General features: G+C 63.8%; 12 protein-coding genes. 1 reads left to right on the top strand and 11 read right to left on the bottom strand.

The features are described from left to right. Positions 1 to 13: 13 nt before the first annotated feature. Genes FYJ85_RS02295 through FYJ85_RS02285 form a run of 3 tightly spaced genes read right to left on the bottom strand, consistent with a single transcriptional unit; the run spans position 14 to position 2,455 of the window. Entirely contained in the window at positions 14 to 1,342 is a 1,329-nt protein-coding gene (locus tag FYJ85_RS02295; protein ID WP_154416864.1) for an MATE family efflux transporter, read from the bottom strand. Beyond that, complete coding sequence (locus FYJ85_RS02290; RefSeq protein ID WP_154416863.1) at positions 1,339 to 1,956, bottom strand: DUF6624 domain-containing protein; 618 nt, start codon at positions 1,954 to 1,956, stop codon at positions 1,339 to 1,341. The genes FYJ85_RS02295 and FYJ85_RS02290 overlap by 4 nt, the downstream gene beginning before the upstream one ends. 4 nt (positions 1,957 to 1,960) lie before the next feature. Further along, positions 1,961 to 2,455, bottom strand: coding sequence for a flavodoxin family protein (locus FYJ85_RS02285; RefSeq protein ID WP_106055012.1), 495 nt, complete (start codon positions 2,453 to 2,455; stop codon positions 1,961 to 1,963). A gap of 203 nt (positions 2,456 to 2,658) precedes the next feature. On the opposite strand from FYJ85_RS02285, the gene FYJ85_RS02280 reads away from it, so the two are divergent. Further along, positions 2,659 to 3,816 carry an aldo/keto reductase gene (locus FYJ85_RS02280; RefSeq protein WP_206212932.1) on the top strand — a complete coding sequence of 386 codons (1,158 nt, stop codon included), beginning with the start codon at positions 2,659 to 2,661 and terminating at the stop codon, positions 3,814 to 3,816. Between the two features lie 159 nt (positions 3,817 to 3,975). Here FYJ85_RS02280 and rsmG read toward each other — a convergent pair whose 3' ends face one another. Genes rsmG through pyrF form a run of 8 tightly spaced genes read right to left on the bottom strand, consistent with a single transcriptional unit; the run spans position 3,976 to position 13,314 of the window. Next, positions 3,976 to 4,641, bottom strand: a complete 666-nt coding sequence (gene rsmG / locus FYJ85_RS02275) for a 16S rRNA (guanine(527)-N(7))-methyltransferase RsmG (RefSeq protein WP_106055013.1) — start codon at positions 4,639 to 4,641, stop codon at positions 3,976 to 3,978. Between the two features lie 4 nt (positions 4,642 to 4,645). Further along, positions 4,646 to 5,191 (bottom strand): hypothetical protein, encoded by a 546-nt coding sequence (locus FYJ85_RS02270; RefSeq protein ID WP_106055014.1) that lies wholly within the window; start codon positions 5,189 to 5,191, stop codon positions 4,646 to 4,648. Further along, on the bottom strand, positions 5,184 to 6,005 hold the full coding sequence (gene nudC, locus FYJ85_RS02265; RefSeq protein WP_154416862.1) for an NAD(+) diphosphatase: 822 nt from the start codon (positions 6,003 to 6,005) through the stop codon (positions 5,184 to 5,186). Before nudC ends, FYJ85_RS02270 begins: the two co-directional genes overlap by 8 nt. Continuing rightward, complete coding sequence (locus tag FYJ85_RS02260; RefSeq protein WP_106055016.1) at positions 6,002 to 6,823, bottom strand: TatD family hydrolase; 822 nt, start codon at positions 6,821 to 6,823, stop codon at positions 6,002 to 6,004. The genes nudC and FYJ85_RS02260 overlap by 4 nt, the downstream gene beginning before the upstream one ends. Positions 6,824 to 6,826: 3 nt before the next feature. Then, a complete protein-coding gene (locus FYJ85_RS02255; protein WP_154416861.1) occupies positions 6,827 to 10,447 on the bottom strand; it encodes a hypothetical protein in 3,621 nt (1,206 codons plus the stop codon). Between the two features lie 30 nt (positions 10,448 to 10,477). Further along, the gene (locus FYJ85_RS02250; RefSeq protein ID WP_106055018.1) at positions 10,478 to 10,927 is read right to left on the bottom strand and encodes a hypothetical protein; all 450 of its coding nucleotides are present in this window, start codon (positions 10,925 to 10,927) and stop codon (positions 10,478 to 10,480) included. Continuing rightward, positions 10,924 to 12,483, bottom strand: a complete 1,560-nt coding sequence (gene der / locus FYJ85_RS02245; protein ID WP_154416860.1) for a ribosome biogenesis GTPase Der — start codon at positions 12,481 to 12,483, stop codon at positions 10,924 to 10,926. The genes FYJ85_RS02250 and der overlap by 4 nt, the downstream gene beginning before the upstream one ends. 15 nt (positions 12,484 to 12,498) lie before the next feature. Beyond that, complete coding sequence (gene pyrF / locus FYJ85_RS02240) at positions 12,499 to 13,314, bottom strand: orotidine-5'-phosphate decarboxylase (protein ID WP_106055020.1); 816 nt, start codon at positions 13,312 to 13,314, stop codon at positions 12,499 to 12,501. Positions 13,315 to 13,318 lie beyond the last annotated feature (4 nt).

Below are 13,318 nucleotides of genomic sequence, written 5' to 3'. Positions count from 1 at the left end.
TGCGCGCGTTGCGTCAGATTCGGCGGCCCTGCCAGCGGGCTTTCTTCAGATACCAGAGGGACGCGGCGAGCATGACGAAGCTGTAATAGAATTCGGTGCTCCAGCACCAGCCGGTTCCGAGCCGGCGGAAAAGGACAATGTACCAGACTGAGACGAGGTAGACCAGCAGTGTGCCGACTTCGATGAAAAGCGCGGTCCGGGTGCTGCCTGTGCCGGAGACGACGTTGAACCAGATTCCGGCGACGATCTGGAGCGGCTGGATCGCGGCCATGACGATCAGCGTTCCGGCCGCGGCGGCGATCAGCTCCGCATTCCCGGTGAAGACGCCGAGAACGGTCTGCGGGAACAGCGCGACGAAGAGCAGGAACGGGGAGACGATGACGAGGGCGAGCACGGCGATGCGCCGCCCGAGTTCCATGACTTCATCGGTGCGGTCCGCGCCGATCAGGTTGCTGACCAGCGAGCTTGCCGCCGTGGCAAAGGCGTTCGTGAAGATGAAAACGAGAGCCGAGACGTTGCGGACGAGGTTGATCACGGCGAGCGGACGCTCTCCGAGATGTTCGACCGCGATGAAAAAGAAGAACCAGACGCTGACCGAAACGAACGACTGGAGCATGGTCCACACCGAAAGATTCAGCACGCGCCGCAGAACGGCGAAATCGAAGGTGAATATCTTTTCGAGCCGGTATTTGTGCAGGTCGACCCGGCAGCGCGTGTAAATGCAGTAGAAAAGCACGGAAAAAAGCTCCGCCGCGCTTGAGGCGATGGCGGCGCCGGCGATTCCCATGGCCGGGAAACCGAATTTGCCGAAGATCAGCGCGTAGTTGAGTACGGCGTTGGCCAGCACCATGACGACGGAGTTGAAGGTCAGGATGTGCGTGCGGGTGATGCCGACGTAAAAGGCGCGGAACATGACCGCCAGGTAGACGAAGAAGAATCCGTAACTGCGGTATTCGAGATAGCTCGCCGTGGCCGCACAGACCTCCGGGGAACGGATCATGCGGGGCAGCAGGAGCGGCGACAGCAGCCGGGAGAGCGCGAACACGATGCAGGCCAGCAGGAGCTGGAACGCGATTCCGGAATAGAAAATCCGGCCGATTTCGCTGTGGTGTCCTTCGCCGTTGCAGCGCGCGATCAGGATCTGCACGCCGACGCTGAAGCCGAAGCCGAGCATGTAGACGGCGAGAAACCAGACGCTGCCGAGCGCGGCGGCTCCGAGCTCGACTTCTCCGACCCGTCCGAGAAAGGCGGTGTCGGTGAGGCCGATCATCTGCTGAAACAGGAGACTGAGGAGAATCGGGCCGGCGACCCGGAAGATTTCGCAGTTGCCGAGCCGGTTCATCGGCTGTTCTCCTGCGGCGGAATCCGCCATCCGGTTTCGATGAGCCAGGCCCGGCAGCGGGCGCGGTGCCGTTCGAGCTCCTCCCGGGTCGGGCGCCTCGTGTCCCGCTTGCGCATTTCGGCGGTGACTTCGGCGAGCGGGGGCAGGCCGAGCGCGGCGCGGCGGCGGTCGACCAGTGCCGGGTCGTCGCACGGGACGGGCGAAAGCAGGCCGTCGTCGTCCCGGTCGAACTGGGTTCCGTAGCGCTGCGGCTTTCCTTCATACATCCGGATGCGGTCCTCAAGGTAAGCCGCGTTTTTCGGGTCGGCCTCGTGTTCCGGCTGGGAGCGGAGCACGGCGAGCATCCGGCGCAGGAAGGCGGGGCGGCTGATGGCGTGCTGGATGATGAGCCATGCCGCGTTCGAGGCGTCCGCCCCGACCCGGCCGATGGTCGGGTAGCCGTATTTTTCGACGACGGCTTCGAGCCAGGCGGCGTTGCCGAGATGGACCGCCTCCATTTCGGGGTCGTAGCCGTCATTCAGCCGCCCTGCTTCGAGCAGGCGTTCCCGCACGGAAAAATCGTGCTCGCGGCGGCGGACCAGCTCTTCGGCGATCATCCGGAAATCTGCGTCCACGCGATCACTTCCCCGGTTCGAAAAGCTCTTTCGCCTTTTGGGCGACCCGTTCGCCGAACGTGCGGAACATCGGCTTGCTCGCCTCGAAGTTCTCTTTGAGCGCGACGGCGCCGAGATGGATGTACGGCAGCCCCCAGGCGCCGCCGCCGGAATAGACCAGCATCCCCTTGACCAGCATGTGCCCGAGCACGCTCTGGATCGCGACGTCGGCGCCGCCCTGCGCGAAATCGGCGGTGGCGAATACGGCGCCGAGTTTGCCGGCCAGCGGATACATCGTCGATTCGTCGAACCACTTCTTGAGCTCCCAGCAGGTGCTGGCCAGATAGGTCGGCGTGCCGAAGAACACGGCTTTGCATTCGGCGAGGTAACTCTTGTCGATGCGGTCGAGCTCGAACAGGCGGACCTCGACGCCGGAAACGCTTCCGGCGCCGTCGGCGATGACTTCGGCCATGGCGCGGGTTCTGCCGGTTTTACTGAAATAGATAATTGCAATTTTCATGACGGGCTTCTCCTTGCCGGACCTCCGGGCGGAGCGGAAGCAATTCCGTCCGGAAATGGGTCCTCCTCATTTCACTTGTTCTTTTTTACATATTATACTCCCGGTTTGCCGGGAAAGAAAGGACAAATTCCGTGTTTCTCCGAAATAAACTTGCATTTTGTCCGCGGCGCCTTATATTCCTGTCAATTACAACGGGAGGCAGGATGATGATTTACAGAGAGCTCGGCGGAACCGGAATCGCGGTTTCGGAAGTCGGATTCGGCGGTGAACACCTCGAAGGCAAGGAGTCCGCAATTGTGGAGCGGACTGTGCACGCCGCGCTCGACGCGGGGATCAATCTGTTCGATGTTTTCATGTCGGAGCCGAATGTCCGGACGAACATCGGCCGGGGACTGGCGGGGCGGCGGGACCGTGCCGTCGTGCAGGGCCACTTCCGCGCCGTCTGGAAAGACGGCCAGTACGGCCGGACGCTCGACCTTGCCGAAACGAAGTTCTTTTTTCAGGACCTGCTCGACCGGCTCGGAACCGATTACATCGATATCGGCATGATCCATATGGTCGACAACAAGGCCGACTTCGATGCGATTTTCAACGGGGAAATCTACCGGTACGTGCTTGAACTGAAGCGGAAGGGGGTCATCCGGGCGATCGGGCTCAGCAGCCATATTTCCTCGATTGCGCTCGAAGCCGTGAACCGCGGGTTGATCGATGTGCTGATGTTCAGCTTGAACCCCGCCTACGACCTGCTGCACCAGGAGGCGATCGAGGAACTGATTCAGATCAATGGGACGGCCTTTGAGTCGGCCGAGATCCGCGGCGTCAGCCGCGCCCGCAGCGAATTGTACCGCGCCTGCGATGCAAAGGGGGTCGGCATCGTGGTCATGAAGGGGCTCGGCGCCGGGCTGCTGCTGGATGCGAAGCGTTCGCCGTTCGGTGTGGCGATGACGGTGCCGCAGTGCATCCATTATGCATTGACCCGGCCGGCGGTTTCGAGCATCGTGGTGGGAGTGCAGACGCCGGAGGAGGTGGCGGCGGCGGTCCGTTACGAGTCGCTGCCGGAACGGGAGAGGGATTACTCGCACATCTTTGCCGCGGAGCCGCGCTTCAATCCGAAGGGGCATTGCATGTATTGCAACCACTGCCTGCCGTGCGTGGCGCATATCGACATCGCGCAGGTCAACCGCTACCTCGACCTGGCGGAGGCGGAGGGGACGGTTCCGCCGACGGTCCGGGCGCATTACGACAGCCTCGCGCACAAGGCGGCGGAGTGTGTGTCGTGCGGGGCATGCGAAAAGCGCTGCCCGTTCGATGTTCCGGTGATGGCGAGAATGAAGCAGGCGAAAGCGCAGTTCGGAGCGTAAAAGTACCGGCGGCCTGCCGTGCGGATGCCCGGAGAGCATGCGCCCCGGGAAGGCGTGTGCTCTCCGAATCAGGCGTTGTCTCTGACTCCGCCGGAGCCCTCCGCGCCGGCACTCCCCTTGCGCCAGCCTGCCATAATCCCGCAACCCGCGAAAATGGCGTTAGCGGGGTGTGGAGTAGAGAAACAGGCGCTGTCCGGCATTTTCGGGGAGCTCGAAAGGCTCCGTCGCATGCCAGAGCACCGGCAGTTTCCGGCAGGCGATTTCGAGCGCCGGGAGGTCTTCTGCGGCCTGCTGCGGAGTTTTGTACAGGATGAACCGCCCGCTCTTGCGCTTGATGAAATCACAGGCGTCGAGATAGATGACCGGGGCCGGAGCCACGGCGCGCGCCGTCACGACGTCGAACTGGTGCCGGATTTCGGGGCGGCGGTTCAGTTCGCAGCTGCGGCCGTGGATCACCCGGACGTTCTTCAGCCCGAGTTCCTTTGCCGCCCGTTCGACGAAGGCGGCCTTTTTGCCGGTCGAGTCGATCGCCGTCAGGCGAAGATTCGGAAAGGCGAGCGCAAGCACCAGCGACGGAAAACCCGCACCGCAGCCGATGTCGGCGATTTTCGTGTATTCGGAGGTCAGGAACGGAAATTCGCGGGCGATGGCGATCGAATCCGCGACATGCTTGACCGCAAACTCCTCCGGTTCCGTGATGCGGGTCAGGTTCATGGTCCGGTTGGTTTCGACGATGATTTCCCGGAGCTGCCGGCTCAGCGCGGCGAATCCTTCCGGGTCCGGCACACCGCACGAAGCGGCATAGGAGGCAAGGCTGAAACTCATGGCGTCATTCTCCCGTCGTCATGGCGGCGCTCCAGAAGAGCGCCAGCGTCAGGATGCACCAGAACGCGGCACTGACCGAACGCCAGGTTTTCGACCCGGCGCAAAGCCGGATCCAGTCCCGCAGCGCGCACGGCTTGCCCGACACCCAGATTCCGGCGATGCCGAAAATCCACGCCGGCACGACCAGAGCGCCGAGAAGCGGCGTATGCCATTCGAAGCTTTTGTGGATGAAGTAATACGCGCCGAGAATGGAAATTCCGCCGAGCGCCCGCGCCAGCGGATAATCGACGAAAAAGTAGCCGAGGATCGGCACCGCAATCGCCAGCGGCCACAGAAGCGGCACGAGGAAGCCCGGCGAAACCACTTCCGCGTGCGGGACGCAGATCGCCAGCGCCGCCCAGCCGATCAGCATGCCGGGCAGCCGCCGCCGCGGCCATGCTTCGAAACGGGAAAGATTTCCCGGCGACAGCCGGAAGGTCCACGCCGCGAACAGTGCGAAGAGAATCCCCGCGGCGCCGAGTGCGATCCGATAAAACAGAAGTTCATTCATCCGTATGCGTTCTCCCATAAGTTTGCAACCAGTTGTCGATCAAGGTCCGTGAAATCGAGCCGGGCGGCGGGACCGCCGGCATTTCCCGCGGAGTGAAGAAACCGGCGTCGGTGATTTCAACGCCGTCCGGCCGGAGAACTCCCCCGGCATATTCGGCCGTGAAGCCGATCATGAGCGAGTTCGGGAACGGCCAGCTCTGACTGCCCATGTAACGGAGATTTTTCACTTCGACGCCGACCTCCTCGCGGATTTCACGGTGAACCGCCGACTCCATCGATTCGCCCGGCTCGACGAATCCGGCGACCAGGCTGTACAGCCCCTCCCGGAATTTTCCGTTGTGCGCCAGAAGCAGCCTTCCCGCGGCATCGGTCACGGCGACGATCACGGCCGGGGAGATCTGAGGATAGAACACGGTTCCGCAGCCGGGACACTTGCGCGCACATTCGTCGGCAAGATCGACAAGTTCGAGTCCGCACGCTCCGCAGAACCGGCGGTTGCGCCGCCAGTTCGCCAGCGTGCGCGCGCGGCAGACCGCGATCTGCTCCGGTTCGGGCAGGACCGTGAAAGCGAAGCGGACCTCAATCTCCCGGAACGTCTCCGGCACGCGCAAATTTTCTTCGCCGACGAGTGAACAGGCCGCCCCGTCGAGACGGCCGAACTCCAGCCGGTCGCCGTCGACCGGCCACTCGGCGGCACGCGGCAGATGTCCGGTGCCGGAGAGGATCACCCGGTCGCCGGGCAGCGCGATCAGAACCTCGTCCGGAGCGGCCGGGACCGTCCGGACCGCCGCCGCCGCGGGGAAGAAAATGCTCATGGCTCCACCTCGATCCGGAAAAACCGGCGCGCGTTTTCCGTGGTGAGCCGGGCGATCGATTCGAGTTCGCGCCGCCGTTCGGCGGCGACGCGGGCCGCGATCAGCACGAGAAAGCCGGGGTGATTTTCGACGCCGCGGTGCGGCACCGGCGCGAGATACGGCGAATCGGTTTCGATCAGCAGCCGGTCGTCCGGAATCACGGCGAGCGTCTCGCGGATATTGTCCGCACGGTTGAAGGTGACGAGCCCGGTCACGCCGAGACAGGCGCCGAGCGCGAGAAACTTCTCCGCCCACGCCGGCGTGCCGGAGAAGCAGTGGACGACGAAACGGCCTCCCGCCGCCGCGAACGGCGTCAGCAGCGCAAGGCCGTCCTCGTAAGCGGTCCAGACGCCGTCCTTGTCGCGCAGATGGACGATTGCCGGCAGGTCCCAGGCGAGCGCGAGCTCCAGAAAGCGCCTGAACACTTCCATCTGCTCGGCGCGCGACGAGTGTTCATAAAAGTAGTCGAGCCCGAGCTCTCCGATCGCTTTCAGCTTCGGGTGGCCGCGGAAAACGGCGAAATCGTTCGCTTCGGCGAGAAACTTGTCCGCGTTGTGCGGATGCACGCCGGCCGCGAAATAAGCGGTTTCGATGACCTGCGCGAACTCGCGCGACCGGCAGCTTTCGAGGTAGTCGCCGCCGGCCGCCATCAGGTAAAGTTTCTCCGGCACGCCCGCATCGCTCTGCGGCGGAACGGCCGCTTCCGCCATGACGTTGCGGAAATATTCGACCGGCGAGGTTTCGCCGTAATAGTGAAAATGTGAGTCAAACAGTTCCATTTTTCAATTCTTCCAAAGTTCTTTGAATAAGTTCTGAAGCTCGCGGATCGTTCCGGCGCTCGGCAGCTTGTCGATCATGATCACGGGTTCGAGTTTGTCCGGGTCTTCCGGGTCGGCCGAGGTGCCGATCAGATTCAGCTCCTTGATTTTCTTGAGCAGTGCGCCGAGCGAACCGGCAGCGACCGCCTCAAGGCGGACCTCCGGGTCTTCGATCGTTCCTTCGATCGGGATCGTCGTCTGAATGCCGCCGACGGTCAGGACCGAAGTCAGCTCCAGCCGTCGCTCCCCGGCCAGGTCGAACCAGCCGGAGAAGGCGAGGCGGCTCACCCAGTCTCCGAAAAACGCGCACTCGTCGACCTGGACCCGGCCGTCGTTCGCGTGCAGCTTGACCCGCCCCTCCGCGAGCTCGACCGTCCGCAGCTGCCGCTTCAGCGACTCGCTGCTGATCACGCTTTCCTTCCAGGCCGCCAGGTCTTCCGGCAGCAGGGAATTCAGCTGCCCCGCCATCTCGATCGGGAACAGCAGCAGCTTGCCGAACGGACCGTTCGTCACCGTGTTCGGGATCACCATATCGCGCAGCTCCATCGCCAGCGAACCGGACATGGTGTCGAGCCATGAATCCGGCCGGCCGTCTTCGAGGAAGCGCAGCGTTAGATTCAGATCCCGCAGGGTTCCGGCTGCCCCCGCCTGGGAGCTGCCGACGATCAGTTCCATCAGGGGCGGCAGCGAAAGCGGCTCGCTGCCGCGCAGCGCGGTCGAAAACGCGATGCCGCGCGGCGTGTTGATTCCGCGGAACTCCCCGTCATAGCGGGCGTTGTTGACCTGCAGCAGCAGATGGTCGGTCGAAATGGAGTCGGCGCGCAGGCGCAGCCGCGTATCGAGCTCCGCCGTCAGTTCCGGCGTAAACCGGATATTCGAGAGACGACAGCCGAAATCAATCGGGCGGGGCCCGAAATCGAGCTGCGGCTTCTCCGGCGCGGCCGCGGGCGGAGGAGCCGCGCGGTCCGGAATCAGGGCGAGCAGCTTCGGCGCGTCGATCGACGAGGCCGCGAGCTGGGCCGTCACCGCCCCCCCCGGTGAAGAGAGGTCGACCCGGCACTCCCCTTCGAGGTCGAAGAGCGGCTCCTCGCCCTGCTTGAGCCCGGCAACCAGCCGGCGCAGCAGGAGGCGGCGCTCATCACGCTCCAGCGTCAGCGAAAAGCTGCCGGAAAACACATCCGCCGACGACGGCAGAACGAGTTTGGCGAGGTCGAAAGCTGCGGCCGCCTTCACCACACCGAAATTCTCCCGGGCGCTGACCTGGACCTTTCCGGTCAGCTGGGCTTCGGAAAACCGCGACGGGTCGAGCAGCGTGAGAAACTGTTCGTTCAGATAGCGGACCGCCCATTCGCCGGCATAGCTCTCTTTACCGAGATCCCACGAGCCGGGACATTCGAGACGCAGGGCCGGTTTACCCGCGCGCCGCAGATAGAAATTCAGTGTCCGGAACTCGACCAGCCGCATATTCGGCATATAACACGAAAATGCGCATTGGGCGGAGAAATCCCGGTAATCCTTCCCGTATGCCGCCGCCGCAAGCTCGTCGAACGACACTTCCCCCGAAAAAACCGCCGAGCGGAAGTCATGGGCCAGCGAACCGGCCGCCGAAAGCTTTACCTTGCCCGCGTCGAACCGCATCTCTCCGCCGAGATATTCGTTGAAAGCCGATGCGGGCAGCTCGCCGGCGAGCTGCAGCTTCAGCTCGCCGATCCGGTTCTCGCCGGTGTTGCCGAAGCGGTAGGAGCCGGTTTTGAGCTCGAGCGCCGGCTGTCCGCCGCGATCGATCCGGGCCGTCAGCTGCTTCAGGATGACCGGGTCGTCCCCGGTCGGTTTCTCCACGGAAAAGCCGACTTCGGCCGCACCGAGCTTCAGTTTCCGGTACTCCGGCAGAAACGGTCCGAGGGACGGAAAGAGCCAGGCCGCCAGCTCCGGCGTCAGCCGTTCGAGCCGGCCGGTGAGTTTTCCGGCCAGGTCGGTCAGCTCGCCTTCTCCCGAAAAATTTGCGCTTCCGAGATCGGCGTCGCGGCTTTTGAGCGCAAGGGAGAGATTCCGCAGATTCCAGTGGAAATCCCGCCGGATTTCAACATCGAGCCCGGCCAGGATCTCGGCCAGTTCGAATTTCCGCCCTTCCCAGCGGCACGAGCTGTTGTTGATCCGCCCGCTGCCGAGCAGTGAAAACGAGGAGAGGTTGTGCCGCAAGGTCAGCTGCATGCGCGATGTGAAGTAGCCCGAATCGAATTGAAACGCCGAGTCGCCCGGAATCAGGAAACGCAGCAGCTTCAGGTCGAACGCGCTGCATTCGAGGTCGAACGTCGCGCGCTGGTCGGTGGACTCGGCCCCCTCGCGCCAGGAGTAACGGATCGGCCGGCGCAGCCGGAACGAAGCGGATTCGCTCTCCTTCTCGTTCAAGGTCAGCGCAAACTTCCGCAGGTCGATCGAGCTCTCCTCCAGATCGACCGCAAAATCGTATTCGCCCTCCAGCCGCAGCGGCGGCAGCGCGATCCGCTCCAGGTCGAAAATCGCGTCGCCGGTCCGGTCCGCCCGCAGCGTTCCGGTCGCCGCCAGCCGCCGTTTTGCATAGGAAAAATCGCCGCGGTACTGAACGACCGCACGTCCGGGGTTGAAACCGAAACCGAGGTCGAACAGGAGAGACGTGACCTCTTCGGAAAGGCGTCGGATGTCGACATCCGCCCGGATTTCGAACGGCTGGTATCCGACTTCGCCCGACAGCTCGACTTCGCTCTGGACCTTGCCGCCCTGCGATTGCACGAGGGTCAGCTTCTCCAGCGCCAGCCGCCCGTCCCCCTGCCTGCCGTGAAATGCGAGCTCCAGCGCGCCGTCATTGAACGGCTCCCCGCTGATCGAACCGAACAGCCCGGAGAACCGGCAGTCGGCCCGGAAGCTCCCCGGCACGAGATCTTCCCCGAGCCCGGCTTCGAAAACGAACGCCGCCTTGCCCGCGTCGATGTGGTTGGCCCGGCTCGATGCGAGCCGCAGCCTGCCGTTCCCCTCCAGCCGGAACGGTTTCCCGTTCGCGAAGCGGTCGGTCGTGAAATCGAGCCCCGACAATTCAAAGGCGCTCCCCGCCTCGGGATCTCCGAAGATCAGCCGGAGCCTCGAGTCGCGCACCGTGACCCGGCTCAGGTCGATCCGGAACGGCTTGCGCGGCTTTTTCGACGGAGCCGCGGACTTGTCCGGCGGCATCTCCGCCGCTGCCGGAGGAAACACGTTCCAGCTTCCGTTCCCCGTGTGGTAGAGCGTCAGCGCCGCTCCGTCGAGCGTCACATCCTCGAGCTTCGGAGCTCCCCCGGCCAGCATCGCCCAGTCGAAGCCGCCCTCCGCCCGCGCCGCCTGAAAGATCGGGCTTTTTTCCGCGCCGACCCGCAGTTTTTCCATGCGGACCCGGGAGCGGAATACCGACAGCTCGACCCGTTCCGCCGTGATCTCCACCCCGGCCCGGCTGCTCAGGAACGGCAGTGCAACCGTGGTCAGGAAAAAGGAGCCGGTCAGGAAAAAAAACGCAAGGACCAGCACCAGCGCGGCGGGAAACAGCACAAAAAAGGTAAATTTAAGCAGCTTCTTCATCCGCACAGACCGGCTCCTGCTCCGCTTCTCCTACCTGCCGAGCTGTTTCTGCAGCTCGGTCTGGAAGTCGCGCACATCCTCCTCGCCCGGATTTTCGCCCTGGAGGTTTTCGATTCCGAGCCGCCCGTACGAATCGACATACCAGTCGGCCGTCGCTCCGTTCCGGAACCGGACCGTGCCCGAAAGTGCGGTGCCGGGACGCACGAGCTTGCTGATCTCGACCACAGTGCCGCCGTCGCCGGCGGCCGGAGCGGATGCCTCTCCTTCGGCCGGTTCTTTCTTTTCCGGAGCCGGGGCCGGCGCCGGGTCGAGCGCACCCCAGTCGACGTCTTCGAGTTCGGAGGCGAGAATGCGGATATCCATGAAGGTCATCCGGGTCCCGAACGCCTCGTTCACGAGTTTCTGGATGTCGGAGAGCGATTCGCCCTCTTCAAGCTTCTGCGCCATGAAGCGCTTGATTTCGATCTCTTTGCTGCTCATTTTCTCCCTCTCTTTTTCGGTGCGCCCTTACGGGGCGCGGATTTTCCTGCGGCGGGTTTCCCTGACTTTTTCTCCGGCGCGGCGGCGGGCTTGCGGGAACCGCGCTTCCGCGGCATCCCCGGCTCGCTGCGGATGCTCAGGACCTTTTTGGGCCGTTCGCGCAGCTCGATCTCGATCGGGAGCCCCGAGAGGTCGAACGCGTTGCGCACCACATTCCGGAGAAACGTCAGGTAGTTGTCCGCGCAATATTTCGGATTGTTCACGAACAACAGAATCCGGGGCGGCGTCATGCCGATCATCGACGCGTAAAAGAGCTTCAGCGGAGCCGCGCCGACCACCGGCGGCGTATGCCCCTCGAAGGCGTCCGTGATGACCCGGTTCAGCACGCCGGTCGGAATCTTCAGCTCAAGCTGCTCCATGACCCCGGCGATCCGGTCCAGCAGCCCGTCGAGGTTCCAGCGGTCGCGCGCGCTCACGAAAACAAGCGGCGCATAATTCATGCCGGGCAGCGAGTAGCGGACCTCGGACTCCATCTGCTTGACCTTGTACGTCTCCTTGTAGACGTCGAATTTGTTCGCCACCAGGACGCACCCCTTGCCGGACTGCTGGATCAGCCCGGCGATGCGGCGGTCCTGCGCGGTCACGCCGTCGGGACTCGCCTCGACGACGAATAAAATCAAATCCGCCCGCTCGATCGCGCTCTTCGCACGCATCACGCTGAAATATTCGACGACCGTGTCGACCTTGGCGGTTTTGCGCAGCCCGGCCGTATCGACCAGCGTGGCCGGATGCATTGCACCGCGGAAACGCAGCTCGAAGTCGACATCGATTGCATCGCGGGTGGTCCCGGCCACATCACTGACCATGACGCGCTCCTCGCCGAGCAGCGCGTTCACGAGAGAGGATTTGCCGACGTTCGGGCGGCCGACCACGGCGATGTTGAGCTTGCGGGCGATATTTTCGGAGTCAAGCCCGTCCACGCCGCCGTCTTCCCGCGGGCGCTCCGTCTCGGGCAGCAGCCCGATCGCGGATTCGACCAGCGCATTCACGCCGTTCCGGTGCAGACACGACACCGGGTACACTTCGGCGAAACCGAGCCGCATGAACTCCACCGCCTGGTCGGCCAGCGCCGGATTGTCGCACTTGTTGGCGGCCAGCAGCACCGGCTTGCCGGATTCGCGCAGCTTGCGGGCGACCTCCTCGTCGAGGTTCACGACGCCGTCCTGGACGTTCGCGACGAAAATCAGCACGTCGGCGTCCTCCACGGCGACCTTGACCTGGTCGGCGATTCGGCTGTCCCAGACGTCGACCTTGCGGCTTTCGCCCGGCAGCATCCCGAGCCCGCCCGTGTCGATGAGCTGAAAGCGGCGGACGCCGCGCGCAAGCGGCGCCACGACGCGGTCGCGGGTCACGCCGGGCATCTCATGCACGATCGAAACCCGCCGTCCGACGATCGCGTTGAACAGCGACGACTTCCCGACGTTCGGGCGGCCGACGATCGCGATGGTCGGCAGCGCGGCGCTTTTTTTAGTTTCCGGTCCTGATGTGATCGGCATAACGGTTCTTTCTGTTCAGTCGCGGAAGGAGTTCACGAGGTCGCGCAGTTCGCGCGCGGCGTTCCCCGCTCCCGCGGCAAAGTTTTCGGTTTTATCGGCGTAGATGATGCCGCGCGACGAGTTGATCACGATGCCGTGCCCGGTCCGGTCGCAGCCGAACTTCACGACCTTCTCGACGTCGCCGCCCTGCGCGCCGACGCCCGGCACGAGAAACGGCATGTCGGGGCAGAGCTCGCGGACATGCCGCAGCTCTTCCGGATAGGTCGCCCCGATCACCAGCGCCGCGTTGCCGTTGTAGTTCCACCTGTCGCGGGCCAGCAGCGCGACGTGCTCATAAACCATCTTTCCGCCGCAGACCAGGTTCTGCAGGTCGCCCGAATTCGGGTTTGAGGTGCGGCAGAGGATGATGACCCCTTTGTCGGCATGGTCGAGGAACGGTTTCAGGGTATCGAACCCCATGTACGGGTTGACCGTCACGGCGTCGGCGTTGTAGCGCTCGAATGCCTCCTTCGCGTACATCGTCGCGGTCGAACCGATATCGCCGCGCTTCACATCGAGGATCACCGGAATCTCCGGCGCGCGCTCATGGATGTAATCGATGGTCAGCTTCAGATCCTCGTCGGCGTTCTGCCCGGCGTAATAGGCGGCCTGCGGCTTGTAGGCGCAGACCCAGTCGGCGGTCGCGTCGATGATCGCGCGGTTGAACTCAAACAGCGCATGCTCCTTCTCCCGGACGCACTCCGGCAGCTTCGTGCGTTCCGGGTCGAGCCCGACACAGACCAGACTGCGGTTCACCTGCGACGAATGCTTGAGCTTCTCCATGAAAGTCATATTC

Source organism: Victivallis lenta, from assembly GCF_009695545.1.
GTDB classification, from domain to species: domain Bacteria; phylum Verrucomicrobiota; class Lentisphaeria; order Victivallales; family Victivallaceae; genus Victivallis; species Victivallis lenta.
This window is presented reverse-complemented; position numbering and strand designations above follow the sequence as displayed.